The following is a 26,905-nucleotide window of genomic DNA, read 5'->3' as shown; positions in this document are numbered from 1 at the left end:
ATTCCTGCTCCGCGTGAAAGTAGCAAGGCTTAGAAAAATTTTGCTCAATTCATGATCAACAAATTATGCAAAGGATTAGAAAATGGATTCAAAAGAAGGCAAAAAAAAAGTGAGGTCAGAGCGTCGAGATTTTTTATTGAGTACCGCCAAAATTGCAACTGTAGGTGCATTGACAGGTTGGCTGCCGCTAGCCCGAATACGTGCCGCGCAGGCAGCGACAAGCAGCGTGCCTGCACATTTTCCACCCGGCATTTCCTTATATAAACAGACCTTTCGAAACTGGGCAGGAGATATCAAGGTCGATGACATCTGGACCTGTTCCCCGCTCAGTCCAGACGATGTGGTCCAGATCGCTAACTGGGCCAAAGATAACGCGTATAAAATTCGTCCCCGTGGCATGATGCACAATTGGTCGCCGTTGAGCATTGCCGCCGACGTGGAGTTTCCAGCCGTGGTAATGCTTGATATGACCGCTCATTTGACCGCAGTCAGCATCGATCAATCGGGTCCTACGCCGCAAGTGACAGCGCAAACTGGCATCACGATGGAGGCGCTGTTGATGGCGTTAGAAAATGCCGGGCTGGGGATGACCGCCACACCCGCACCGGGCGATATAACCCTGGGTGGCGTATTGGCTATTGATGGCCATGGAACAGGTGTACCTGCCAAGGGTGAAAAGCCACTGGCTGGCGGCACTTACGGTTCGGTGGCAAATTTGATCCTGGCGTTGACCGCAGTGGTATATGACGACGACAGCCGCAGTTATGTTTTGAGAGAATTTGTCCGGAGCGATCCAGAGATTGCTGCTTTGCTGGTGCATATCGGCCGTGCATTTATTGTCGAAGTAACTCTGCAAGTATCACAAAATCAGCGCCTTCGCTGCCAGAGCTGGTTCAATATTCCTGCCACTGAATTGTTCGGGCCGGTGGCCTCAAGCGGTCGCTCCTTCTCCAATTTTTTGGATAGTGCCGGGCGCGTCGAAGCAATCTGGTTTCCGTTCACCAGCAAACCTTGGGTAAAGGTCTGGACAGTGTCGCCGAATAAACCTTTTTTATCGCGATTGACGACGCAACCGTTCAATTACACCTTCTCGGACAATATTCCTGATTCGGTGAGTGAGCTGATATATAAAATCGTCACTTTGGGACAGGGAGGAATGACGCCGTCTTATGGCAATGTTCAATACGCCGCCGCGTCGGCAGGGTTGGTGACGACGGTTTCGTGGGATTTATGGGGATGGTCGAAGAATCTTTTGTTATACGTTCGGCCCACTACATTGCATGTCACTGCCAACGGGTATGCAGTGCTGACCAAGCGTGAAAATGTTCAGCGTGTGATCAACGAGTTCACGACGTTTTATCAGAATCGTCTTGCTGCATACCAACAAATGCATCGCTTTCCGATGAATGGTCCGGTCGAGATACGCGTTACCGGTCTGGATAATCCGAATGACGTTCCTTCTTCGAACGGCGTATCGCCTATTCTTTCCGCATTGCGTCCACGCCCGGATCGCCCTGAGTGGGATACAGCTGTCTGGCTCGATATTCTGACCTTCCCAGGTACGCCATATGCGAATCGGTTTTATCGGGAGATCGAACAATGGATAAACGCCAACTACAGCGGCAGTTACGCCAGCGTGCGTCCAGAATGGTCAAAAGGATGGGGATACTCGGACCAATCGGCCTGGTCGGACCCTCTCGCGCTGCAGACCACGGTTCCAAATACCTTCAGAGTGGGGCAGTCGTCCGCAAGCAATTGGGACACGGCCAAAGCAGGTTTGAGTAAGCACGATCCGTATCGCATTTTCTCATCAGCATTGCACGATAGTTTAAGTATTTAGCCTGAATGTTTTACAAACAAGGGTAACGTCCACATAGCTGAAATTTCCGTCACATCGACGAAAATAGCCAAAAGCGGTACTTTTTTTCGTTGCGCAATGCGTCGTTTGCGCAACGTTTTTTTATTCTTCATCACTGCTGTCATTTTCAACAGACGGAATGCACATCATGCAGAAGTAGACTGCTCTAACCGTACCGCGTACCGACCCTGAGCGTCCATTCAGACGATGGATATGCGGACGCAAGCCCAGTGGGATGCAGTTATCGTATTTAAGGGTGAAGTGCAGTTTGGATCCAAGACGTTATTGTGGAATTTACCGCCACCAAACAAAGCGCCTCAACAATAAATACGACCTATATTTTTAAATCAACCACGCTCACGTGCAACCAACGCCAGCAACGTATCGAGGCGATTATTTTCACAGGCAATCGCCAAACCCTCTGTGAACAAAGGCGTCGTCAGATTGGTTAATACCGTCCCGCTCGGCATCTCTATTGCTAGGCGCGCACCGCGTTCCCATCCCAGTCTTGCTGTCTCCGACCAGTGCACTTGCGTTGCCATATTGTTGGCCAGATCGCTGGCGATCATTGTCGGATCGAAGAGCGCCCTTGTGGCGCTGGCACTCAGATACGTCAGTGTTGGTCGACTGACTTTTAAACTAGAAAAAGCATCTTGCATATCAAGCGCAGCCGGATTGAATAGTTCACAGTGGGAGGGAACGTTCACCGCTAGCCTTACTGCGCTGGTCGCACCTGATACCAACGCCAGAGTCATCACTGATTGCATCGCTTCCTCCGAACCGGAGATGACGTTCTGTCTTGGTCCATTCAAATTAGCGAGATAAACGGGGGTTTTTGTCGAATGAATATTCGCAATAATGGGAGCGAGTTGATAACGATCGATTCCACTGATCGCCGCCATGCCATAGCCCACTGGATAGGCGCTCTCCATCAAGTGACCGCGCCGCTGTACCAGCCGCACCGCGTCATCGAAATTGAGAATACCGGCAACAACGGCTGCTGGATATGCGCCTATCGATAAGCCGGCCACCATATCCGGTCCCGCATGATGCGCTACAAAAACACGTGCCATGGCGACGCCCGCGATGAGCAAGCAAAGCTGTACTGCGTAGGTTGATGTCAGCGCTGCGGCGTTATCGAGCAGCAAAGGATCACTACCAAGGACGATGCAGGCTTCTTCCAGCGTGCGCAATACTTCTGGCTCGCGAGGAAGCGCGTGTAGCATGCCGGATCTTTGTGCGCCCTGCCCGGGAAACGTGAACAGCACGCTCATGGCAGGCGGTGAGTATCGAGTTGATGACTTTCTGACCACGGATCAGCGGTCAGAACAGGACCGTTACCGGTTTTCAGCAAAATGGTCTTGCGACCAGCCGCCCATTCAGCAAAAGCGAAGCCGCCCGAACCGGTATCGATTTGCAAATCAATACGGCACATTTGAGAATCAAGTATATCTTGCAATAAGGACATTTTTTCGGGAGATATCGGTGACGGTGCATGCAAAACAATATCCAGATCGCTTTCATCCCGCAAGACAGACAATCCCGTTGCCAGCGCAAAGCCTACGCTGCCGGTCGGTCCCCAATGCAAACCCATATTGGTCAGAGAAGATGCCATACTGGCCAATGTCTTCACTGCGGGAAACGCGCCAAATTGCGAGTGAATATTCCACGCTTCGGTCTGCACCAAAAACTCGGGCTGCACGCAATGTTTTATCGCATCTACCGATAGCAGCGCCTTAAAGCGTTCGCTCCGTGTTGTGCCACGCAAACCCACCGGCAGCCATGCGCAATCAGTAACAGTTTCGCGGCGTATCACCACCGGCGCAACAGCCAACCACTCGGCGGTTGCCCAGGTTGGTAACAACTGATCCGTCGCGAGTCCTTCCACCCCGGTGATCCATAACAGATCATGCGGTCGCGGTGTGGTCTTGCTTCCATTGTGAGTAATTTGGTTTGGCATCACAACAATTAGGCGATCAGTGGAATGAATGAAAAGATGAATCAGTCGTTTTTACCCCAACCGTATAAAAATACGATTGGGGTAATCTAAGACAATATATATTTCATACTTGGTTGTATTGACATTCTAATGTTGATTTAAAAATTACTTAATAGAATTTATTGCTACGGTTTCGGTTCGTCGATAATTGAAACGGTTGGTACTCCGTGGATGCTGATCGGGGGTGGCCCGATAGCCAGTCACTTTTTCTTGCTTCGCCAAGATAAAGTAACCAAAAAGAAGGCGACCGCAGAGGCGCTGCCCTCCCGTTGGTCGGGGCCCCAAGTGTTTTAGTCATCATGCGGGTTGAGAAACCAACTCGCCTTTGGCTCAAACATGTTTCCCAACAATTCCCGCCTGATGACTAAAACATTTGGCAGCGCCAATGACGGGTAGGTCAACAACAGCCTTCATATTGGATATGATTTAGTTGTACTAACCTCATCTATAAGCTTTATATGTCAATACGCTCTCGCTTGATGGCTACTTTAATTCTTAATTCCTGACTCTACCCCATCAAAGCTTTGACCGCAAAATATAACACTGATGGACCAAGCAGACAGCCGATACCGGTATGGAATGTCGCCACCAGCGCACCATACGGAACCAGACGTCGGTCGGTCGCCGCTAATCCTGCGGAGACCCCACTTACCGTGCCAGCCAGACCGCCAAATACCATTGCCGATCGTGGTGTTTTGAGACCTAAAAAACGTGCAGCAATTGGAGTCCCAACCATGACCATGATGGCTTTGAGCAGGCCGGTAGCAATGCTCAATGCCATCACGTCAGAACTAGCACCTATCGCTGCGCCAGTAACGGGGCCGACAATGTAAGTGATCGCGCCCGCCCCAATAGTGGTCATGCTAACCGCATCGGAATAGCCAAAAGCATAGGCGACGCTGGCACCGACTATAAACGGCACGATCGTCCCAAGAAGCAATGACACCACGCCGATCAAACCGGCTTTGCGCGCCTCGGTCGCCTGTACTTCAAATGCGGTTGCGACGATGGCAAAATCACGCAACATGGCACCGCCCATCAGGCCGATTCCACTAAAAAGAGAAATATCTGCTAATCCCTTTTCGCCGCCGGTATGCAGGCCGCCCCAATACGCCAGCACGAGGCCAATGAGAATCGCAAAGGCTGATCCATGCACGCGACCGAAAGTCAGCTTGCGCGAAATATAACCGGATATCAGCACGATGATACCAACTACAGCAAAGGCGGTAATCAATCCATTCTGTTGCAACGCTTTTTCAAAAATTGCTAGCATGATGTCTCCCCTTTAAGCCGCTGGCACTGGTTCAACTGCAAAGGGATCTGTATCGGTCTGAGGTTCCATCCGATTGATCAGCGAAATACAGCAAGCGCAAAGAGCAACGGCACCAAATGCCGAAATCAGCGCTACCGGACCGCCGCGCAACGCAGCAACTACATTTTGTTGTGCCGCCATCGCCACCACTACAGGGATATACATAGCCGACCAAAAGCCGACACCGGCCTCCGTTGGCTTTGGTAAAAGTCCACGTGGTTGCATATATAGTCGAGCGAAAATGAGCAGCAGCATAGCGATACCGACACCACCGACGTTGGTTTTGACGCCGATCAAATGTCCCAACAAATCGCCCAGAAAGATACCGAGCAAATGGCAAATGGCTAATAAAGCCGTTCCATAAATAATCATGTTTGTCTCCTTAAATAATTTCAGTATTGGTCTGAATTAGCTACACGCTGATGGCAGCCCTTGACCTGCATTTTGCACAAAGTATTTTTATATTTATCTATTTGGACAGATTGAAAATAGGCTGGTGTGTTTTTCCAGTTACGGTCGGTCTCCCTTCCACTGCGCACGTAACATCTCGCGCACCTTTGCTGAGGCTTGCCTATTTTTTGCGTTCAAACGGCTGCTGAGATCCCTGACAGGATCGGATGTAATACTTTCGAGTGCCGCTTGCAAGCTTTGCTGCACTATCTTCAATTCTTCAACAGAGGGATTATCGGGATGTTGCAACGTCAAACTTTGCGACAATAATCCCAACAATGCGAAGCTTTTGATGTCATAAGCCATGGGCGGAATTTTGGCTGCAAAGGCTTCCATTGCTTCAACTGAACGCAATGTAATCCGCGCCGCCGATGCTTTACCCATGGCGTGCACCATCACTTCAGGATCATCGATCGCTATCAATCGATTGGCTTGATAGCCGTGGGCTAGAAATGCGCCGGACATGGCCTTGCCGACTATCAGACCGATAACAGGATGACCCGCCAGTCGCGCACTGGCATATGCGCCCGCTGCGCCCGCCAAGGCCTGATGGATACCGTATGCCTCCTCTCGCCGACCATAAGCTTGACTAGCAACGTCAATGACGGCGACGATAGGCGTTTTTGTATGGTTGGCATGATCGGCATCAATCACTTCTTGCACAGCACGGCCCAATTGCCAGCCTTCGACCAGTCCAACCTCGCCGTTGCGAACGCGGGGAAAGCGGTTTTCAGGATCGGGTACGACAGCGATGTAACGTGCGCGCTGTCCAGCAAGATCTGCATCGGCGACTAGTACGGAAGCAGCATAGCCAGGATTAATCGGCGCATTATTGGTCAGTTTTTGAAACCAGATCAAGCCGCGACTATGCGTTCTATCCGTTCTATGCGTTGCTGGCGACTCTTCTAACTGGACGACTGCTTTCATGATGACAATCCCTTCTGATAAATATTGCGCACCATTTCCGGCGTCGCTTGCAGACTGGCATCGACACTGTCCAGGCAGGCCAGAAAATCCTGATAGCGTTCGCTACGATTTTTTGCAGGTCGGCCGCGTGCAATCAAATCTCTCACGGTGGTCCGCATCAAAGCGCTGTCATCGTCAATGCAAGCGTCAACCAGACCCGAGTGATAACGTTGCTCACCGCCGGTAAAACTCCAGATGAATGGCCTGTCGCGAGAGTCGTACTCTGCGATTCCAGCTTCCTGTTCGATCACGGCGGGGCCATTCAATCCGACTCTTGCATCTTGTGTCACGACCAGATAACTGCACAACGCGGCGGCAATAGACATACCGCCGAAGCAACCAACCGTGCCAGCTGAAATACCGATCACTGGTTGGTAGCGGCGCAGATCAACAATCCCAGAATGAATATCGGCAATTGCGGCAAGACCCAGATTGGCCTCTTGCAATCGCACACCGCCGGTTTCAAAAAGAATCACGGCACCGGTCGGAATCCCGTTGCGATTGTCTTCCGCCGCTAATTCCAACGCTCCGGCTATCTTGGCACCGCCAACTTCGCCCATGCTACCGCCCTGAAATGCACCTTCAATCGCGAGCACCAAATACGGTTGACCGTCGAAGGTTCCTTTGGCGACCACTACGCCATCGTCCGATTGCGTCACCACGCCTTGCATTGCCAGCCAGGGAGAAGTCATCCGATCAAACGGGCCGATCAGTTCCCGCATCGAACCGGCATCCAGCAGCGCGCGCGCACGGTCACGTGCTGTCAGTTCAATAAAGCTGTCGCGCTTTAATAGTTGTTCTATGTTCATCTGGTCCTTACCTTTATATACCTTCGCGTAGCGGTCATCGAGGGTTGGGCATTCATCATTACGGCGCCAAAAGCGCACCTTGCAATGACTCAAACTTGTCTGAGTTCTTCAAACGCCTGTTCAATGCGTAACCGCACTACTCCCGGCGTTGCGCCAAAATCATTAATGTCGATCTTCATGGCGGGCAATAACGCTGCCGTGAAAATACGTCGCAATAATGCTTCCCATACGTTGTTCATGCCATCCACCGAAGTATTGACCTGGATCGTGGTGATGCCGGTTCGATGTGAAACGTGCGGGGGTTCGATCAATACTTCCAGGTCACCTGAACCAACCACTCCGGTCAACACCCTTGCCGTGGCTGGATCACCAGCGGCAAATTCATACGAAATCTTTTCCATTTGTTGTCTCTTTTTTTCAGGTTCGTGCTGGAAATTCTTTTTTCAATTGATCCAGGAATAAGGCTGCCGCTAACAGATCGGCTGCACCACCCGGAGAAATATGGCGTTCAAGCAACTCAGCTTCAAACGCTTGCAGGCACGCTTTTCCTTCCAGACTGCCAGCGCCGCCTAATCGCAATACTGTGTGCGCGCCGGTTTGTATCGCGACTAACGCCTCTAACCCGCCGCGTGACAGCACGCAAGTGTCGTCAAGTTTGGCAATAATCGCAAGTAATGCATTGAGCCGTGCGGCGTCTTCGCCCTCACCACGAATGCGCCAGTAGTTGAGTGCGGGTAACGCAACATCGATTACGTGAGGAAACCCCGCTTGCGCCTGTGCCCGTGCACCGCCGACACCGTAAGTGCGACAAGCCTGCTCACCCTTGTTGCCGGTAACAATCGGTGAAAACTGATCATGATAGCGGGCCATCATCGCTGCACGCGACGCCACTGCACTAGCCGTTAACGCCTGCCGATCCTGTGCCGCCGCCGTCACTAGCAAGCCAAGCGCCCAGATCGCGCCACGGTGCGTATTCACGCCACCCGTCGCCGCCATCATCTGCATCTCGCCGTCACGCCCGATACGACCGATCTCTTCACGTAATCGGCTGGGATCGGTGATCGTCTCACCGGCAACTGCCATCGCATAAAAAGTGGGATGCAACACCCAAGCGGAATGACACATCAAGCCCCAGTTCAGATCACGATGCGCACCACGACTGCGCATGTCGACCAAACCGGGTTTTGGTGTCAGCGTTACCTCATCGACCAATGCCGACACCACCAGATCTGCGAGACGTTCGGCGAATGTTTTCTCCACTACAACTGATCCCGCCTTGGGGCGGTTGTCGGAGATTGTCGACAAATGTGTGAGGTCAGCGATGGCAATCATTACCAGCTCCTGAATTTTGCTGGCGGTTCATACAGCCCATCCGACCATGTCACCAGGTCGGCAACACTCTTTGCCGCCAAAAGTGAGCGCGTGGCTTCATTACGATTGACGCCCATATCTTCCGGCAGCGCAATCAGACCATCTCTACGTAATTTTGCCGTCGTCGCCGGATCGTGATGCATGCCGATCGGCGTCACGCCTGCCACCGCCGCTACCATCGCCTTGCGCTCTTCCAGCGAGCGCGCTTTATACAGATAGGCGATGCCTTCTTCGGTCAACACGTGCGTCACGTCATCGCCATAAATCATGATCGGCGCAATCGGCATCCCCGACTCTTTACCAACTGCGACCGCATCTAGCGTTTCCACAATGGTCGGCTGACCGCCACCCTGGAACGTCTCGACCATTTGCACAACCAGTTTTTTGCCGCGTGCCAATGGATCATCGGTTTCGATCAGATCGAGCCAAGCCGGAGTGGGATGACGCCGACCGCCAGGATCGTGGCCCATATTCGGTGCGCCGCCGAAGCCGGTCAAACGACCACGCGTCACAGTGGACGAATTACCCAGACCATCCATTTGCAGCGTCGACCCAATAAACAGATCGACCGCGTATTGACCCGCCAACTGGCACAAAGCCCGGTTGGAACGCATCGAACCATCCTTGCCCGTAAAAAATACGTCGGGTCTTGCCGCAACATAATTTTCCATCCCAAGCTCGCCACCAAAACAATGGACGCTTTCAACCCAACCAGACTCAATCGCCGGGATCAACGTTGGATGTGGATTTAATGTCCAGTTTTTGCAAATTTTCCCTTTAAGCCCTAATTTTTCACCATAAGTCGGCAAAATCAATTCAATCGCGGCAGTATTGAAACCGATGCCGTGATTCAGCGATTGCACCTGATGGCGCTCGTACACGCCTCGAATCGCCATCATCGCCATCAACACATGCACCGGTTTGATCAGGCGCGGGTCTCTTGTAAACAAAGGTTCAAGAAAAAATGGCTTGTCGGCCTGGACCACAAAATCAATCCATGACCCGGGAATATCAACACGCGGCAGATCAGCAGGATCGTCGACTATTTCATTAACTTGCGCGATGACTATACCGTCGCGGAAGGCTGCCGCCTCGACCAAGGCCGGCGTATCTTCCGTACTTGATCCGGTGTATAGATTGCCCTGACGATCGGCTTTAAAACCAGCGACCATCACCACATTTGGCGATAGATCAACATACAGCCGCGCGTACAGCTCAACGTAAGTATGGATCGCGCCAACTTCTAAAACGCCATCCTGCAACAACTGCGATATCCGCAAACTTTGTGCACCGGCAAACGCAAAATCGAGCTTGCGAGCGATGCCGCGCTCAAACAAATCAAGATGTTCAGGCAGACTGACACTCGGCATAATCAGATGCAGATTGCTTACTTTGGTCGGATCTATTTTGACCAGCGAACGGGCAAGAAAATCGGCCTGCTTCTGGTTGTTTCCCTCAAGCACAACACGATCTCCGGAAGAGATCAGGGCGTGTAGCGCGGGTACGATATCGGCGGTTCGCAGAACGGGGCCATCAGCCAGATGTGCTACTAAGGCGAGGCGACGGTGTTTTTCAATACGGCGTTTGCTCCACTGCGGGTCAAGCTTTCGTTGGGCTTGCATCTTTGCTCCAGCATTCAGTCATCGTGTTAGAGACATTAGTCCACTGCACGCTGCACTTCAATCAACTTTAAAGTGATTTTATTACTCTGACAGTAATGAATTCACGTTAATATGGCTCTAGCAGCATGGCACATTAATCAATAAAAAAACGATGAATATAAATCATCTTTAACGCCGAAATGACTTCGCATCCACCCAGTCACGGTGGTGCCGAACTTAAGCAAATATGGTGCGCATAACTAGCGCTCAAAAGGATCAAATATGGCGATCGATGAATCTATAACAATCAAGAAACTGGAAGTTTTTCTGGCCTTTATGAAGCTTAATAATATGGCTCGGGTTTCTGAATTGTTAGGTCAAAGCACTGTCAGCGTGCATCGCTCTTTACACTCGCTGGAGGAGGCGATGCGTTGCCCGCTTTTTAAACGTGAAGGCCGCAGCCTGATTCCATTGCAAAGCGCTTACACGTTTGCCGAATACGCACAGCGTGTAATCAATGAAGTCGAAGAAGGTATCCGAAAAGTCCAAGAGGCGGCCGGTTTTAACGCCACCCGCCTGAAGATAGGATCACTCTATTCGCTCACATTGCGCTGTATTCCCCAACTGATGATTGGATTGAAACTGCGTAAGCCTGCACTGGATATCGATTTGACGCTGGGTTCCAACCGCGATCTGATACAACAGCTTGCGGATGGGCGGCTTGATGCAATCGTTATCGGTTTGCACGAACAAAGTGACCTTAACAACCCCGACGATAGTCAGGCGTTGGTGGCGGTTCCACTGTTCGATGATGATGTCTTTTTGGCCGCGCCCCTACACTCACCCTATGCCGGTCAGAAGCGGGTGAATTTACAGGATCTACGGGACGAAAAATTTGTAACATTGACAGAAGGCTTTGTTACGTCGCAAGACTTTGCGGCGTGCTTTGAACGAGCAGGTTTTACGCCGAATATTAGTATGCGGGTGCAGGATATTTTTTCGCTGATCAATCTGGTCAGCGGTGGTATCGGTTATAGCCTGTTGCCGGGACGCGTGGGCAAATTCAGTTCGCATATTCAGCTTATCGCGCTGGAATCAAAGTACGGAGCCAGACAACGCATCACTTTGTTACTACCGAAAAGTCGGGAACGCGATCCCAACTTATTGGCGCTGGCCGCTGAATGTCGGATGTATGGACGGCATGATGGAAAAAGTGAGGGCTTTTTTTAGAATTTTGTCGCGTTTAACTGATCCCGACGTATTAATTAGGAGTCAATTTCAATTAACGGAAAATGTCGGTAATTTTTACACAGCAGGCCTCAAGCCAATGTAAAAACTTGCGTTTCAAAATGTTGATCGTGTGAAGTTAGTCGTTATAAATTTCCACCCGACAATGTGTCGTCGTAGTCAACGCACTGATATGCCTAAACCGAGAGGCCATCGAATACCACTAAAAGAATGCTCGGAAACGATCGCAAACCCTTACTGGCAAAGGGTTGCGGTGTGAAAGACGGCTTTAGAGTATCGCCATTATTTTTCCGACGGCATAACGAACCTGCTTGCTATCGGATTTCCCGGCAGCAAGGCAACCTACCCGACCTAGGGCGGTAAATTCTATTGATCATTTTCACGGCACGATATTTGCTTTGGTAAAAAGCAACAATACATTGGTATGTGCCGCTGCTTAGACAGGCACCTTCCTGCTTGAAAACAAATTGAACTAACCGACTTTAGGAAACCGAATGAAACTGACAACCAACATTGCATACATACTCATCGCTGGCCTGTTCGCCGCATCTGCAGCGCAAGCTACTCCGACTGCGTATTCGAATATTGGCACCATCAATCCGGTAAACTATACATTTACCGCTGCCAGCACAGGCGACATAATGGCGTATTTCGCCGGATCAACTGCCGGTTACGATAATACTTTGGGCTTGTTGGTAAACGGCATCGATACCGGCTTCAATGGCTTGGACGATCATACTTCTGTCTACGGCCAACAATTGAATTTTGGCAATGTAAATGCTGGTGATGTACTCACATTCAAGCTCAACGTTTTGAGTACCGGCAATACTTGGTATTCGAATCGTGCCTTAAATAGCGATCAAACAAATCATATTTATTCGAACAGCTATGCCGGCGATATCCAAATCCCAGCCGGAACCTATGTCGCTTTCGAAGATGTTCGAATCCCAGGTGCCGACTTGAATTATCACGATGAAAACTTCGTCTTCACCAATGTTCAGGCGTCTAACGCTGTGCCGGTGCCAGCAACTACGTTGCTGATGGGCTTGGGCTTGCTTGCCATGAGTGTGTTCGCTAAGCGCAAGACTCAGGAATAAAGTCAAATCGCCGGTTGACGCGATCTGTCAGGGACAGCCTTGATCGGCGCATCGTAATAGCCGCATTTGCGGCTATTAGATTTTTATCCTTCCCTTGTACGCGATCAAAAGAGATGTCTATCTTGATGTCCATTTGGCCTTGGCGATCCATTTACCAATGGTCGCAAAATCAACGCTGCTAAATTAGCGGTTTTTTGTCTTTTGTGCGGATTTCTGTTCCAACTCTTTTTCTACCGCACCACGTACCTCAAATTTAACCTGATCGACCACCACATTTTTGCTATCCAGTAATTCCAACGTATGTCTGCCCGGCCACGGCATCCAGTCCAGGGCAATCTGGTGACTTTGGTCCGTTGCGAATTTGTGGCTATTTTTGCTCGATAGGTTAGCTGTTTTCAACACGGCGTTGGGTGAAGCCAGCAACTTTCCATCTAGTCGCCACGACCCGCTGGTTAACCCATCTGCCGCAAAACGTACGCGTTGCCGTTGCGGTGGAATATCGGGATCCAATGCCACTAACATGCCGGGTGTCGGATAGCGTATCGCGATGCTGATATCGTCAGATTTGGCGGTCGTCATCACACTTTGCTCTGTGCCGGCCATAAAATACTCTTTACGTGGCGCTTCAATCTTGTCTTGATAACGAATAGTTTGTTCGACTACTCCTTCAGGTCTCTGCGGTATCCGTTGCCGCGTTTGCTGACGCGTATGCAAGTATTGCATGACCTCTTGCCAGATTGGCGCTGCGCCAGTGACGCCGGAGACATCCCACATCGGCAAACCCGATGCATTGCCGACCCAAACGCCAACTGTGTAGCGATCCGAGTAACCGACGGCCCAGTTATCGCGCATATCTTTGGATGTGCCGGTTTTTACTGCGGCCCACACCCTGGTTGAAAGCGCACTCTCCAGACCGAAGGTGCGGCTGCGCGCACTGCGATCAGACAGAATATCGCCGATGATAAAGGACGCATCGGGACGCATCACTTTACGCATTTTTACCGGCGGATCGTTCAGCGCGGTACGTACGCCGCTGTATTGGCCTTGGTTGGCAAGCGCACGATAGGCATTGGTGAGCGCCAGCAAGCTGACATCGGCACTACCGAGTGCGAGACTGTAGCCGTAAAAATCGCCCGATTCACGTAGACCAAAGCCAAGTTGTTGCAGGCGATCAAAAAATGCCGTTGGCGTCACCGTCACCAAGGTCCGCACAGCGGGAATATTCAATGATGAACCCAGCGCAGTGCGCACACTGACCAGACCTTTAAATTGCTTATCGTAATTTTGGGGAATATATAAACCACTGGCAGTCGGCAAATTAATCGGCGCATCGTCCAGAATCGATGCGGCGGTCATCCATTTTTTCTCTATCGCCAATTCATATAAAAACGGTTTTAAGGTCGATCCAGCCTGACGCAACGCCACCACACCGTCAACCGCGGCAGCGTTCGAAAACGATCCGCTTGATCCAACCCATGCCAAGACGTCGCCGCTGGCATTGTCGATCACGACGATGGCGCCGTCTTCGATATTACGCTCAACCAATGACGCCATCTGCCGCCTTAGCGCATCATTGGCAAACCGTTGCACGCCCGCATCCAATGTGGAGCGCACCGATTGGCCGGGTGTTTTTAGTAATTTACGGGCAAGATGAGGCGCTAATTGCGGCGCAGTCGTGGTCACAATGACTTCCGAATTGGAGCCAGTTCGGGCCAGTGCCAACAAGGTGAAACCCGCCAATCCCTTGCATTCCGATGCAGCGTTCTGATCGGTCAAGATGCGACAGGCGCGTTCTGCGACACGTGCTGGTGTTGCATTAGGGCCGCGAATGAGCGCTACTGCAATCGCTGCTTCACGCTGATTTAAACCACTCGGATGCTTGTCGAACAAAACGCGGGACAAGGCGTGCATGCCGACTAACTCACCCCTAAAACTGACCAGATTTAAATAGGCCTCAAGAATTTGATCTTTGCGCCAGCGATGTTCCAATAATTGGGCCACAACGACTTGCGACATTTTTTGGCGGATCGTACGCGGCGCATTGCGGCGACGTAAATCGTCGTCCAGCAATCCCGCTAATTGCATCGTAATAGTCGATGCGCCACGGGTTCTGCTATTCCATAGATTGCCCCACGCGGCGGCGGCAACGGCACTCCAGTCAACACCGCTGTGCGCATAAAAACGTTTATCTTCGGACGCTATCAATGCATTTCGTAAAGCGGGTGAAACGTCTTCTATACCCACCCATGACAAACGTCGCTCGTTCGGATTCAAGCGGATTTGCTGTAATAACGCACCTTTGCGGTCGAGCAAGTTTGCCTCGGAGGTGCGGAACTCCTGCTGCACCTCATTAAAAGTTTGCAAGGCGTGAACCGGCGCGGTGCTGAATCCCAGCATCAATACAGCAGCCATTGATAGCCGCCCCAGACATGGTGAAGCTTTTGTACGCAGACAAAGGTTAACTGGCGACATTATCGCTTCCCCCATCCGACCAATCGGATGGGCAGCGCAATGACTAAGTCACGCACTAAGTCACTCACTTCACCGTCCATTTCGGATTAGGACTTTCACCAAACATTTCTGGCGCGTACATGGCTTCCACGCGTGTAGGCGGCAAATTAAATTCGCCCGGATTGTTGATGCGGAAGGTATAGGTCATTATGAATTTTCCTTTCGGCACGTATTCGTAGTAGCTACGAAATGCCTCAAAGCTGCGCTCTTCGTATGCCAGCCACGCACTGCCGCTTGGTCGTTCGCTGAGTGTGGAAATCGCCGAATCGCGTCCCAACCCGGAGCCCAGCAAAGTTCCACCGGCCTGGATCGGATCAGTGACGACGACCCACGTCATATCGGTCTGTGCGTCGACTTCCAGATTGATCTTATAAATATCGCCACGCGTGTATTTTCCTTTTTCTTTTTGCTCGATCGGAACGATGTTTTTATTGATCCGATAACCGCTGGAGAATGGCTTCTTCAATACAACCGCTGCCAAACTTTGGACGTTGATCCACGGTGCACCACCACCAATGTGCGTTAGCTTAAGCGTCGCTGGCGTGGCCGAGCTGGCCCAAGGGATTTGCAACTTACCGCCTCCCGTTGCTAGCCAACTGAAATTTTGGCCGTTTGGCGGATTTGGATTTGCTGAGACGATTCCCGGCTCTAGCGCAACTTTGGTGATGCCTGATACTTTTTCGGATTCGAACTTCTGTGAAAATTTCTGTAGTGCCAAACTGCCCCAACTATTGGCGGTCGTCGTTGACCAATGTCCGCGTGACTGCCGTTGAATCGCGCCATTGATTAATTTTGACATATCGTCTTTCCAGGCCGGATCGTTGAGTACGGTCAATACCAAACGGTTTGCGTTGACGTCGCCACCGGTCATCAACCACCACCAATAATCACTGCTCTCGGTAGAAAATCCCATCCGCGTTCCCTGATAATTCAGTCTTGAACGGAGTATTTGGTCCGCTTCGGCAAGACGTTTAGCGCGCTCAGGAATACTCGTAACCCGCTGCAATATATTAATCCAGTCGAGTACCGCTGAAGTCGGCCAACGATTTGGCGACAACTGGATCGCCCCCAACATGGAGGGCCGTGCGCGGTCATAGCGCGATAGCGCCTCTAACGCGGCCAGTTTGCGGACATCGAGATCTTTTTGCGGCGACCAAAAGTCACGCGTAATTTTGCCCTCAACAAATGCGGTTAAACCGTCCAGCATTTTGTCGCGACTTGGCTGTGAGATGGCAAAGCCCGACTCTTGCGTGATCGCCAGTAAATAAGCCGTTAACGTATCACTTCCGCGCCGCGCATTGCTTTCAGTCGGTGGGTAGTAATAAGCCAGACCATCGCTGTCGAGATAGGTCGGTAAGCCATTGAGGACCTTTTGCCATAATGCGTTATCTTGCAAACCAATCGCTCGCGAAGCCTGTTGTTCGAGGCAAGAGAACGGATACTCGGTGAAGTAACGTCGTAGCCCCTCATTATTGCCCGCTAATGAAGGTGACAACACAACCGCCACGCCACCGCGCCCCGGCAACGCGTCAGCCGGTTGTGAGACTTGTAGCGAAAACGCTTTATCAAGCTGGAAGAAGGTTGCCTGTTGCACCGTCACCGGCACGGCTGGCACCACACGCTGAGTGAATTTGATACTGTCTTTCACTTTAGCGCCGCCCTGCTCTTGCGCGTTGATTTCCCACGTTAATTGTTTCACCCCTGACGGCACGGTCACTTGCCAAACCAACTCACGCGACTCGCCAGGTGGGATGCTCAACTCCTTCCCTTGCAAGGTTGGCATTATAGGTAGAACAGCCTGAGCAGATCTGGTTGGTGCAGTTAGCGCGTTTGCCGAGGTCGGCAATAATACCGCCGCACCGCTAGCTTGTGCCGTGGCATTGACTTGCATGGCATGCGTGGTGGTATTGCGCACCGTCACCATTGCGCTAAAGTTATCGCCTTCGCGCACCAACGGTGGTAACCCGGAAATCAATTGCAGATCCTGCGTGGAGCGAATGCTGACCGATCCGGTGCCGAACAGGCTGTCGCCACTTTGCGCCACTGCGACTATCTTGAAACTGCTGAGCGCATCATTTAGCGGCACATCAATCTGCGCCCTTCCATTGGCATCCAGCACAATAACCGGCTTCCATAACAACAGCGTATCGAACAGTTCACGCGTGGGCGATTTGCCACCGCCACCGCCTGCAGGAATCGCCTTGCGACCATAATGGCGCTTGCCGACGACCTGCATTTGCGCGGTCGAGGTTTCAACGCCATAACTGCGACGTTGCAGCATCGCCTGTAGCAAATCCCAGCTGCGATTCGGCTCAAGTTCCAGCAACGCCTCATCGACTGCGGCCACGGCGATTTCGGCACGGGCGGCTGGCTTACCATTTGGCAAATTGGCCTGAATTGTCACCTTGGCCACAGTACGGATTGCGTAGCTCGGTTGATCGGCCTTGACTGTCACCGCCAACTGATTCGCCGCCGTGCCGACCATGATTTCGGCAATGCCAAATTTGTAGGCTGGTTTTGCCAGATCGACGGTTGCACCAGGTGCTTGATATTCTTTGAACTCACTCCACCAGTTCAACGGTTCTTTCCAACCCCATGTAAAGAATGAATACCACGGAACATCACGCATGCGGCCACGTACTGCCAATACTGAAACAAAGACGTTCGGGCCATAACTGGCTTTCACCGGCAGGCTAAAAGTCGGATCTTGTCCGTTCAATTGCATGACCTGCGTGTCGATCACACCTTCACGCTCAATGGCGATTAACGCGGTGGCATAGCGAAACGGCATGCGCACTTGAAATTTGGCGGTTTCACCCGGCTGATAATGTTTTTTCTCTGGCAAAATATCGATGCGGTCCTGGTTTTCACCATCGAACCACAACTCACCCTGTTTGGTGACCCACACAGAACTGGTCGCCAGCGATGCCTTGCCGCTGCCATCCTTGCCTTCAGCCGTCAATTCGACATTTCCCGCCTCTGACAACTCAATGCTACACATCATCACACCACGCGCATCGGTTTTACCCGAACACAGCGCTCCCAGATCGGTCGAAGTATTGGTATTTTCATACGCATAAAAACCGCCTACCATGCGTTTGCGATGGGAGTTAGTTTGCTTGCTACGGCCACTGATTTCAATCGGTATGCCAACTTGCGGCTGACCGGCGGGATTAAGGGCGACCGCAGTCAGGGTTAATTTTTTCTTCACAGATATCCACTCGCCCGCTTTTAGACCGACGACAATTGCCGAAGGCCATACCGGGGCCACGCTCGATACGGTCTGTATTTCGCCATTCGGATCGGCGAAGGTCATCTCAGTCAATAATTCTTTCGGCGCAATAATGGCTGGCAGATCCTTTATTACCGCTTTGCCAGCGCCATTTTTATCCAACGTGACCGGCAATTTGTCGGCAACAATTTTTTGATCGTCTCCGTTAGCGTTGTCGCTGCTGCCGTCATTGGATTCGCTGGAAAGCGTTGAAAAGGAATAACCGTCGTAGGCAGAAAAGCTGATCGCTTTAGTGCGCAATAAACTGGTGATATGCACCGCTTGACCAGAAGCACCGCCGCCGTTGAGGTAATTTAATTGGACATCAAGCGGTACGTCGGTCGGCGCTATTAACGTTTTCGGGGGTGTAATGCGTCCTTGTAAGAGTGGCAGACGAAACTCTTCCACCCGGAAGCTGCCGGTACTGTAACTCCGCTGGCCTCGAGCGTTAGTGTCGTTAGTGTCGTTAGTGTCGTTCGTATCGCTTTTCACCGTGCCGCTATCCAGAGTGACGTCATAACGTCCAAGCTTGGCTTCTTTTGGAATCGCGAATACGGTCTCGGCATTTTTTTGTCCGCGCCAGATCAACGGGAATTGAAACTCCTGACCACTACCTTGGTGGATAATCCGCACGCGTGTTGGCAATTGGTCTTTTGGTAGCAAACCGAAACCTTGCATGGTTTCGGTCCGGATGACATGCTTCATTGAGGCCGTTTCGCCTACACGAAAAAGCGTCCGGTCAAATACCGTGTGGGCGCGTACCGTTGCCGATTTGTCGTTGTCCATCGGTAGATTGAAACGCCAGGATTCAATCCCGTTGTTCCATGAAGTTAAGGCAAAGGTCATATCGGTACGGCCTTTTTCATCGATTTTACGGGCGCTAACAAACAGGCCATCAATTTGTCCTGGCGCACTTTGCCGACCGCTACGACAACCATCTTCGGGAAATTCAGGCACCATGGCGATGCCTAGCTTGTTGGTTTTTCCACGCCAAAGTTCGGTACCACGACAATCCGCGATTCTGACATCGGCGTTCTCTACCGGTTTGGCGTTGTCCAAAGTAGTTACCCAGACTGCACCATTTTGACGTCCGATCTTGACGTGAACCGACAAATTGGTCACTAGCGCACTGGTGCGCACGTACATCGGAACGGCCTTGCCTAATAGTGCGGCTCCTAGCTTTTGTGATTCAAGTTCGATCACATAAAAACCCGGATCTTTGAGCGGAATACCAATAACTTCGAACGGCCTCACCCCATTTTTGGCATCTGGTGAATGTGGCAAGCTTAACGTTTTGGCTCCGGCTTGATTTGCCAGCAAGCCGATGCTACGCGTTTCCACCGATTTTTTGCCGATTGTAATAGTGGTTTCGTGGTATCGATTGAGCTTGGTGAGCCATGCAATAACACTCTGATCATCGGTGACTTTGAGGTTGCTGACGTTGCCGGGATTCACTTTTCCATCCGCACTGCGGGCAAGCATGTTGGTCTCAACGCTGCGTAATGTGACCGGCAGTGTGGCATCGGCGTTCAGTTCAATAATGCCGAATGGTGCCGAGGGGAATTTTGCCAGCGGTGGGTAATCGGCCATGCGGACTTTCATCGGAAACGAATTGGCGTTTGTTAATGGGCGACCACTTTCGTCGTGGAATCCGCTTGGTAATACGATGGTTAGTTCCGATCTTTCGGCAAAAGGCGGTTTAAATGTGAGTTGCCAGACGGTGTCGTCGGTATTGTTTTTTTCAAAAAAAGGTTTCAATTTGCCATTGCTGCCATTCAGCGTTACGGCTTCCGCCAGTGCACGTGTGACGGGCGAAGTGAATAAAATACGCAGTGGCAAAATCGGTGCACAAGCCGCATTGGCATTCTCGCGCTCGCAGCTGACACTGGCCGTGAAGCTTGGGCGGACTTTGAATTTGAACACTTGCGGCTGCGTGGTGGCGATGCCTGATGGCGTAACCACACCCTTGTCCCACGTAAGTCGAACCGCGCTGTCGTTCGGCAAGCGCTGCTGGCATTGCACGGTACTAACGACTTCCGGATTAATTTTTTCTGCAAACTGATCCAGTAATACCTTGCGAGATGCCCCGGTAATCAACTTAACCGGAATCCGCTCATGCACGCCTTCGGCTTCGCAATAGACATGTTTAAGGAGACTATCGCTGGTGGCGACACCATTTTGCACGAGAATGAAAACTTGTTCCTCGTCGATGGAGTCGCCTCTGGGCATTACATTGATAACAGCGGGGCCACCGGTATTGAACTGAAATATTTTTTTACCGGTTATTACAGCACCGGATAACAATGTGAAGTCAGATTTCAGAGCAAAAGAACAGCGCGTGCCCGGTGGCACATCGCGCTCAAAATCATAAATCCAGTTTTTGTCATCGGCCCAACGTCCGCTACCGGCCTCTTTACATTGAATATCAAACGGCATCGGTGCTTTTGGATCACCGAACTTCACCGCGGCCTCAGAAAATTGTACCCGCACCTGACGCACTTGGATAATTGCTCCTTGCGGTGAAAAAGTATTGATTTTAGGTACCGGCGCGGCTTGCGCCATTTGAGCAAATATGCTCGATACGGCTACCAATATGGGCAACGATGTGGACCGTAATATCGGCAGAATTTGGTACAATATTCGGGCCAACACCATTGCAACGGGACTGCTAAAGGCTACACCCAAAAATCTGAAGACAAAAAAAAGCAGCATTAGAAATATCCTAACGCTACTTCTCTCTTCTTTTGGTTGTCTCACTTGTTGCATAGATATCCTCTGATTGGGCAAATATGAAATCTCAGATTGCGAGGATACTGCATTTTTGCACTTTTATAGTTTCCTTTATGCAACCAATAAATTGTTACAACAGTGTCCACCAATTAATATGCTGCCTATACCTTTATTGCAAATTCTCTAGTAAAGCCGGGCCAAAAATCTCCTGCCGAATTTGATTGGCCGCAATTCCTCTGTCGAGCAGAGCCTGCCGCTGGATGCGCATAAAGACGCTGGGACCACACAAATAGTAATCTCCATTTTTTGGTAATAGCGACGAGTCCAACTTGTCCAGTTCCAAATAGCCGGACTGGTCAAAATCATTGGCTGCCCGATCTTCGGCGGTTGGTGTCGCGTACGCAAAATGGGTAGTCAATATGGCTGCCTGTTCTGGCAATTTCTGAAATGCGCTTAATGCTGCCAATTCAGCCTTCAGTGGATGATGATGCCCATCCAGGGTCGCATATAAAAAATGCACATGGCGCGCCGGAGTTTGCTGAAGACTGCCATGCAACATACTCATCATTGGCGTGATGCCGACACCTGCACTAATCAATACCAACGGTGTCCGAATATTTTTGTCCATAACAAAGTCACCGCAAGGTGGACTGACCCACAATTTATCGCCAACATTAGCTTCGGCATGCAGCAGATTGGATACCATTCCGGCGGGATTGCCTTGCTCGTCCTTGTCTTCGCGTTTAACACTGATGCGCCAGTATGGTTGATCTGGTGCGCCTGACAAACTGTATTGCCGCAACTGCCTTAAGTTTAACGCAACAACGTTTCTTGCAATGCTGATGTACTGGCCTGGTTGAAAGGCTGGCAAGGGTAATCCATCTACCGACTCCAAATAAAAAGAGGTGACCGTTTGACTTTCTTTTTTCTTGTGAGTGACGACCATCTCACGTAGTTGACCTGGTTCAATCTGGTGCGACGCATACAACTTCTTTTCTTCGCCAATAAACGCGCTAGCTAACGCATCATAAGCCTCGGCCCACGCCGCGATCAATTCTGGGGTTGCCGCCTTACCGAGTACTTCGCCGATAGCCGCGAGTAAATGATGGCCAACGATAGGATAATGCTCCGCGCGGATACCAAGGCTGACATGTTTTTGCACGATTCGACTGATGACCGGGGTAAGCGCATCAGCATTATCAATGTTGGCGGCATAAGCAAATAATGCGCTTGCTAACGCTTGCTGTTGGCTGCCATTTTTCTGATTCGCCATATTGAAAATATTCTTTAGTTCAGGATGCGCCTCAAACAAACGAGCATAAAAACAGGTAGAAATAGCAACGCCATACTCCCGCAAAACGGGAACGGAGGCATCAATGTAAGGACGGGCATTAGCAGAAATCATAAATACTCCTATTGTTACATTTAAAATACTACAATATGAAGAAAAAAAGGCGTTGCATAAATAACAAAATCCCACTGCTATTTGCAGCGTGACGACTATCTTACTGCGCCATTGAGGGCTGAAAATGCATGCGCGCAATGATGCCAGCAGTTTGTGGCCCAGCGGTTTCCGGTTGCACCAACTCAGCTAGGCTATAGCGATTCATGTCGGCATAAAACGCGCGTTGCCCATTATCAAGAACCCGTTTCAAATAACAATTTCCTTTTAAAATACACAAAGGCTGCTCACAATCGACAAGTTGTGTATGCCCCTCCATCACACTCAAAATATCGCCTAAATGTAATGTTTGCGGGGCTTGCGCCATTCGAATACCACCATTACGTCCGGGCGTAGCGATTATCCAGTCTTGTTTAACCATCTTATTCACCACTTTATTCAAGTGATTCTTTGGAATGTCAAAACGATGCGCCAGTTCACCCACAGTTACAAGATCCTGCTCGGGTATTGAGGCCAGATACATCAGAATACGTAGTCCAAAGTCGGTAAATTTAGTAAGTTGCATAGGACGGAAACGTTGGGTGTGGCAGTTAAAAAATAGTCGATAAAGGCATCATACGTAAGATACATTTTAAATGCAACAATAAGAACGTAAATACGCTTCCTTAATCAATTTTCATGTCATTCATTTTCCTGAAATGTTTAAATTTAAATTTTGAAATTTTATTAATCACGATTAAGAAAATACAAACGCCAATAAAAAAAACCGATCCTAAGATCGGCTTTTTAACGTTGAATCGATCCAAAGGCCGATGTCACATTAGATTTCTTCGTATAGCGGCAATGTCAGGAACTCGGCGAAAGAAGACGAGGTCGACATTTCTTCAAAGATTTTAGCAGCGCGGTCATATGTTGGACCATTACCGACCAGTTCTTTAACCTTGGCCAACTCTTCCGGAATCATCGCAACGACCATCTCGGCGGTGACTTTCTTGCCATTGTCGAGGACGCCTTTGGTGGAACGAATCCATTGCCAGACTTGCGCACGGCTGATTTCTGCTGTCGCCGCATCTTCCATCAGGTTATGAATCGGCACGCAACCATTGCCGGACAACCAGGCACCGAGGTAATGGATACCAACGTTGATGTTGTACCGCAGACCCGCTTCAGTGATTGGCGCTTCTGGTTTAAAGTCTAGCAATTCAGCCGCAGTAACATTGACGTCATCGCGTTGCTTGCTGATTTGATTTGGCTTGTCGCCCAGGACTTTTTTGAACTCGGCCATCGACAGCTCGACCAGACCTGGATGGGCAACCCAACCACCGTCATAGCCGTCAGTGGCATCGCGTGCCTTGTCAGTGCGCACACCGCCCATGGCGATGTCGTTCTTCTCTGGATCGTTCTTGATCGGGATCAATGCGGCCATGCCGCCAATTGCTGGCGCATTGCGCTTGTGGCAAGTTTTCAACAATAGCAACGCGTAAGAGCGCATGAACGGTGCTGTCATGGTGACTTTGGCGCGATCAGCCAGACAGAAATCTTTGTCTAGCTTGAATTTCTTGATGCACGAGAAAATGTAATCCCAACGGCCAGCATTGAGACCAGCACTGTGTTCACGCAGTTCATACAAGATTTCATCCATTTCGAACGCGGCCAGAATGGTCTCGATCAATACGGTGGCCTTGATCGTGCCTTGTGGCAAACCAAGTTCGTTTTGAGTCATGACGAAAATGTCATTCCACAGACGCGCTTCAATGTGCGATTCCAGCTTTGGCAAATAGAAATACGGGCCAGCGCCGCGTGCCAATTGTTCTTTGGCATTGTGAAACATGAAAAGAGCGAAATCAAAAATACCGCCTGAGACACGTTTGCCATCGACCAATACGTGTTTTTCATCCAGATGCCAACCGCGCGGACGCACAACCAACGTCGCTACTTTGTCGTTGAGTTTGTATGATTTGCCGTTCTGTTCGAGCGAGATTGTCTTACGAATCGCATCCCGCAGATTGATCTGGCCGGTGATCTGGTTATCCCAGACTGGCGAGTTCGAATCTTCGAAGTCGGTCATGTAGCTGTCAGCGCCAGAGTTGAAAGCATTGATGACCATTTTGCGTTCAACTGGACCAGTAATTTCTACGCGACGGCATTCCAGCGCTTGTGGAATCGGTGCGATCTTCCAGTCGCCATTACGGATATGCGCAGTATCGGCCAGAAAATCTGGGCGCTCACCAGCGTCAAGACGCTTTGCGCGCTCAACGCGAACCGCCAACAATTCCTGGCGACGCGATTCGAAGGCGCGGCTTAGTTTTGCAACCAGCGCCAATGCGTCTGGCGTCAAAATTTCTTCATATCCAGCTTGAATTGCGCCGTTAATTTCTAATCCTGCTGGTAGTGTCAGTTGTGTCATACATCGCTCCTGTTTTTGAAATTTGATTCGGTATTTAATTCGGTGTTTCAAATCGCTTTTTACGTTTTTGCTTCTCTTAAGCAGACTTACGCCAAATGTCTCTGCGAGGCATAACGATAAAGTGAATATAAAGCCGGTAGGTATGAATCCGCTTTAAGGTTTTGCGTAAATCCTCGTTAATATGCTGCGCGAATCCCGTATTGTGCGCTGCTACATTCGCTATTGCACCATGTTGAGTATTCAAAAGTAGGAATAGCATTCTAACGATTTTACGTTATAGAGTATATTTAAACTAAATCATCATAGGTGGAATCATTTATCATATGATCTATGCGTTTTAGTCACAAGTGGCCAAAACTTGTAAGGATCCAGACAAAATCATTTGCGTGCAATTTCGTAAAGACAGTGGCAAGTGTAAGTCCGCGACAAAAAGAAAGAGAATCACGCGATGGACCAATTCAAGCAAATTTCGACTTTTGTAGAGATTGCTGCCAAAGGCAGTTTGTCCGCAGCGGCGCGCGCTGAAGGAATAGCGCCAGCCATGATTGGACGCCGTCTGGATGCCTTGGAAGAACGCCTTGGCGTCAAATTACTCCAGCGCACCACGCGCAAGATTGCGCTTACCAACGAAGGCGAGGCTTTTTTGGAGGACTGCCAGCGGATTCTTTCCGATCTGGAAGATGCGGAATCCGCAGTCTCTGAACGCAGCGCACACGCGAGCGGTCATTTGCTGATTTCTGCACCTGCGGGCTTTGGTCGTCAGCACGTGGCGCCGTTGATGCCTTCGTTTTTAACCGAGCATCGCGATGTAACGCTCACCCTCAATCTGAATGATCGCGTGGTGGATCTGATTGGCGAAGGCGTCGATGTCGCCATACGCATTGCTTCGCTATCCGACTCAACCCTGATCGGCACTAAATTAGCCGATAACAAGCGCGTCGTCGTGGCATCCCCCGCTTACATCAAACGCCATGGCAAACCGCAATCATTGGACGACCTGGCGAAACATAATTGTCTTGCCATGAGTGGCGACGGTAGTCAGCGCGGCTGGGTTTTTCGCCAAAATGGTAAAGTCGTGACGATGAAGGTAGCAGGCAATTTATTTTGTAACGACGGTCAGGTATTGCACGACTGGGCGATCAGCGGCAAAGGACTGGCATGGCGTTCAATGTGGGAAGTTGGCACCGAGATAGAATCAGGCCAACTTGTTACAGTAATGGACGAATTTGCTGCGCCCGGCAATGACATTTATGCAGTATTCGCACAACGACGACATTTACCCTTGCGAATACGCGCCTTCGTAGATTTTTTGCGGCATGCGTACGCGCAAGCAGATTATTGGCGTAAGGGCTGAGATGTGCATATTGAGAAGATAACATTTTATCGATATTTCGCTCTAACAACACCTCACAAAACCATCCCAGCAAAGGCGTTTGCATATCTCTCAAGTAAGACAGGACTTACGCAAAACCGTCCCAGCAAGGCGTGCCGACGCAGACAGCACGCGAGTGCGGCAAGGAAAGCACAATGCAGCTGGGGCGATTTTGCGTAAGTCCTATCATTATTTCGTGGATTTAATTGTTAATGTAGTACACTGCCGTCAGCGGAGTCACATTTGGTTCCGCCCTCCAAAGGGGAGTAGCTCTCAAGCGTCAACGTCAAGATCATATCTGCGACGTCAACGCTTTACACGGTAGTCGTCATCACGGAACAAGCACAACGCTTGCACCCGGTTACCATGGCAGATTGATCTGATCTGTTGAGCAAGACCTTTGTCAGCATGGAATCCATGCAGGCATTGTGTCGTGTGTTCTCCTCACCAATCCTGTCATCCTCCATTCTGTTCGAGATTAGAGTCGAAATTACTATTATT

General features: G+C 50.4%; 18 protein-coding genes. 4 read left to right on the top strand and 14 right to left on the bottom strand.

Going from position 1 to position 26,905, the window contains the following annotated elements:
- The first annotated feature begins 82 nt into the window (after positions 1-82).
- Positions 83-1,840, top strand: a complete 1,758-nt coding sequence (locus ACXX82_RS20985; RefSeq protein ID WP_458563633.1) for a cholesterol oxidase substrate-binding domain-containing protein — start codon at positions 83-85, stop codon at positions 1,838-1,840.
- A 365-nt stretch (positions 1,841-2,205) separates the two neighbouring features.
- Here ACXX82_RS20985 and mdcH read toward each other — a convergent pair whose 3' ends face one another.
- The 9 genes from mdcH to mdcA all read right to left on the bottom strand — a co-directional run bounded on the left by mdcH (position 2,206) and on the right by mdcA (position 10,387).
- Positions 2,206-3,132 carry a malonate decarboxylase subunit epsilon gene (mdcH, locus tag ACXX82_RS20980; protein WP_458563632.1) on the bottom strand — a complete coding sequence of 309 codons (927 nt, stop codon included), beginning with the start codon at positions 3,130-3,132 and terminating at the stop codon, positions 2,206-2,208.
- A complete protein-coding gene (locus ACXX82_RS20975) occupies positions 3,129-3,818 on the bottom strand; it encodes a malonate decarboxylase holo-ACP synthase (protein WP_323507337.1) in 690 nt (229 codons plus the stop codon). The genes mdcH and ACXX82_RS20975 overlap by 4 nt, the downstream gene beginning before the upstream one ends.
- Positions 3,819-4,365: 547 nt before the next feature.
- Positions 4,366-5,130 (bottom strand): malonate transporter subunit MadM, encoded by a 765-nt coding sequence (gene madM, locus ACXX82_RS20970; RefSeq protein WP_322238070.1) that lies wholly within the window; start codon positions 5,128-5,130, stop codon positions 4,366-4,368.
- 12 nt (positions 5,131-5,142) lie between these two features.
- The gene (gene madL / locus ACXX82_RS20965; protein WP_322238069.1) at positions 5,143-5,541 is read right to left on the bottom strand and encodes a malonate transporter subunit MadL; all 399 of its coding nucleotides are present in this window, start codon (positions 5,539-5,541) and stop codon (positions 5,143-5,145) included.
- A 138-nt stretch (positions 5,542-5,679) separates the two neighbouring features.
- Positions 5,680-6,546 carry a biotin-independent malonate decarboxylase subunit gamma gene (gene mdcE / locus ACXX82_RS20960; RefSeq protein WP_458563631.1) on the bottom strand — a complete coding sequence of 289 codons (867 nt, stop codon included), beginning with the start codon at positions 6,544-6,546 and terminating at the stop codon, positions 5,680-5,682.
- Positions 6,543-7,394, bottom strand: coding sequence for a biotin-independent malonate decarboxylase subunit beta (locus tag ACXX82_RS20955; RefSeq protein ID WP_322238067.1), 852 nt, complete (start codon positions 7,392-7,394; stop codon positions 6,543-6,545). The genes mdcE and ACXX82_RS20955 overlap by 4 nt, the downstream gene beginning before the upstream one ends.
- A gap of 89 nt (positions 7,395-7,483) precedes the next feature.
- On the bottom strand, positions 7,484-7,795 hold the full coding sequence (locus tag ACXX82_RS20950; protein WP_322238066.1) for a malonate decarboxylase subunit delta: 312 nt from the start codon (positions 7,793-7,795) through the stop codon (positions 7,484-7,486).
- 16 nt (positions 7,796-7,811) lie between these two features.
- The gene (locus ACXX82_RS20945; RefSeq protein ID WP_322238065.1) at positions 7,812-8,726 is read right to left on the bottom strand and encodes a triphosphoribosyl-dephospho-CoA synthase; all 915 of its coding nucleotides are present in this window, start codon (positions 8,724-8,726) and stop codon (positions 7,812-7,814) included.
- The gene (mdcA, locus tag ACXX82_RS20940) at positions 8,726-10,387 is read right to left on the bottom strand and encodes a malonate decarboxylase subunit alpha (protein WP_458563630.1); all 1,662 of its coding nucleotides are present in this window, start codon (positions 10,385-10,387) and stop codon (positions 8,726-8,728) included. Before mdcA ends, ACXX82_RS20945 begins: the two co-directional genes overlap by 1 nt.
- Before the next feature lie 261 nt (positions 10,388-10,648).
- Between mdcA and ACXX82_RS20935 the strand changes: the two genes are divergently transcribed.
- Together ACXX82_RS20935 and ACXX82_RS20930 are read left to right on the top strand one after the other, a co-directional pair.
- Entirely contained in the window at positions 10,649-11,596 is a 948-nt protein-coding gene (locus ACXX82_RS20935; protein WP_322238063.1) for a LysR family transcriptional regulator, read from the top strand.
- 512 nt (positions 11,597-12,108) lie between these two features.
- Positions 12,109-12,711, top strand: a complete 603-nt coding sequence (locus tag ACXX82_RS20930) for a PEP-CTERM sorting domain-containing protein (protein ID WP_458563629.1) — start codon at positions 12,109-12,111, stop codon at positions 12,709-12,711.
- Between the two features lie 183 nt (positions 12,712-12,894).
- Here the strand turns inward: ACXX82_RS20930 and pbpC are convergent, their stop codons facing one another.
- The 5 genes from pbpC to aceB form a co-directional block, all read right to left on the bottom strand.
- The gene (gene pbpC, locus ACXX82_RS20925) at positions 12,895-15,183 is read right to left on the bottom strand and encodes a penicillin-binding protein 1C (protein WP_458563628.1); all 2,289 of its coding nucleotides are present in this window, start codon (positions 15,181-15,183) and stop codon (positions 12,895-12,897) included.
- Positions 15,184-15,247: 64 nt separating this feature from the next.
- On the bottom strand, positions 15,248-21,055 hold the full coding sequence (locus tag ACXX82_RS20920; protein ID WP_458564036.1) for an alpha-2-macroglobulin family protein: 5,808 nt from the start codon (positions 21,053-21,055) through the stop codon (positions 15,248-15,250).
- A 337-nt stretch (positions 21,056-21,392) separates the two neighbouring features.
- Positions 21,393-22,628 carry an NO-inducible flavohemoprotein gene (hmpA, locus tag ACXX82_RS20915; protein WP_323507341.1) on the bottom strand — a complete coding sequence of 412 codons (1,236 nt, stop codon included), beginning with the start codon at positions 22,626-22,628 and terminating at the stop codon, positions 21,393-21,395.
- Between the two features lie 100 nt (positions 22,629-22,728).
- A complete protein-coding gene (locus ACXX82_RS20910; protein WP_322238060.1) occupies positions 22,729-23,190 on the bottom strand; it encodes an RrF2 family transcriptional regulator in 462 nt (153 codons plus the stop codon).
- 255 nt (positions 23,191-23,445) lie between these two features.
- A complete protein-coding gene (gene aceB, locus ACXX82_RS20905; protein ID WP_322238059.1) occupies positions 23,446-25,032 on the bottom strand; it encodes a malate synthase A in 1,587 nt (528 codons plus the stop codon).
- 448 nt (positions 25,033-25,480) lie between these two features.
- Between aceB and ACXX82_RS20900 the strand changes: the two genes are divergently transcribed.
- On the top strand, positions 25,481-26,386 hold the full coding sequence (locus tag ACXX82_RS20900) for a LysR family transcriptional regulator (RefSeq protein WP_322238058.1): 906 nt from the start codon (positions 25,481-25,483) through the stop codon (positions 26,384-26,386).
- Positions 26,387-26,905 lie beyond the last annotated feature (519 nt).

It is taken from the genome of Glaciimonas sp. GNP009, from assembly GCF_054343755.1.
This window is presented reverse-complemented; position numbering and strand designations above follow the sequence as displayed.

Excerpts from the sequence above, each read along its gene's own strand:
- ACXX82_RS20985 (WP_458563633.1), top strand. The coding sequence starts at position 83 with ATGGATTCAAAAGAAGGCAAAAAAAAAGTGAGGTCAGAGCGTCGAGAT.
- mdcH (WP_458563632.1), bottom strand. The coding sequence starts at position 3,132 with ATGAGCGTGCTGTTCACGTTTCCCGGGCAGGGCGCACAAAGATCCGGC.
- ACXX82_RS20975 (WP_323507337.1), bottom strand. The coding sequence starts at position 3,818 with ATGCCAAACCAAATTACTCACAATGGAAGCAAGACCACACCGCGACCG.
- madM (WP_322238070.1), bottom strand. The coding sequence starts at position 5,130 with ATGCTAGCAATTTTTGAAAAAGCGTTGCAACAGAATGGATTGATTACC.
- madL (WP_322238069.1), bottom strand. The coding sequence starts at position 5,541 with ATGATTATTTATGGAACGGCTTTATTAGCCATTTGCCATTTGCTCGGT.
- mdcE (WP_458563631.1), bottom strand. The coding sequence starts at position 6,546 with ATGAAAGCAGTCGTCCAGTTAGAAGAGTCGCCAGCAACGCATAGAACG.
- ACXX82_RS20955 (WP_322238067.1), bottom strand. The coding sequence starts at position 7,394 with ATGAACATAGAACAACTATTAAAGCGCGACAGCTTTATTGAACTGACA.
- ACXX82_RS20950 (WP_322238066.1), bottom strand. The coding sequence starts at position 7,795 with ATGGAAAAGATTTCGTATGAATTTGCCGCTGGTGATCCAGCCACGGCA.
- ACXX82_RS20945 (WP_322238065.1), bottom strand. The coding sequence starts at position 8,726 with ATGATTGCCATCGCTGACCTCACACATTTGTCGACAATCTCCGACAAC.
- mdcA (WP_458563630.1), bottom strand. The coding sequence starts at position 10,387 with ATGCAAGCCCAACGAAAGCTTGACCCGCAGTGGAGCAAACGCCGTATT.
- ACXX82_RS20935 (WP_322238063.1), top strand. The coding sequence starts at position 10,649 with ATGGCGATCGATGAATCTATAACAATCAAGAAACTGGAAGTTTTTCTG.
- ACXX82_RS20930 (WP_458563629.1), top strand. The coding sequence starts at position 12,109 with ATGAAACTGACAACCAACATTGCATACATACTCATCGCTGGCCTGTTC.
- pbpC (WP_458563628.1), bottom strand. The coding sequence starts at position 15,183 with ATGTCGCCAGTTAACCTTTGTCTGCGTACAAAAGCTTCACCATGTCTG.
- ACXX82_RS20920 (WP_458564036.1), bottom strand. The coding sequence starts at position 21,055 with ATGGCGCAAGCCGCGCCGGTACCTAAAATCAATACTTTTTCACCGCAA.
- hmpA (WP_323507341.1), bottom strand. The coding sequence starts at position 22,628 with ATGATTTCTGCTAATGCCCGTCCTTACATTGATGCCTCCGTTCCCGTT.
- ACXX82_RS20910 (WP_322238060.1), bottom strand. The coding sequence starts at position 23,190 with ATGCAACTTACTAAATTTACCGACTTTGGACTACGTATTCTGATGTAT.
- aceB (WP_322238059.1), bottom strand. The coding sequence starts at position 25,032 with ATGACACAACTGACACTACCAGCAGGATTAGAAATTAACGGCGCAATT.
- ACXX82_RS20900 (WP_322238058.1), top strand. The coding sequence starts at position 25,481 with ATGGACCAATTCAAGCAAATTTCGACTTTTGTAGAGATTGCTGCCAAA.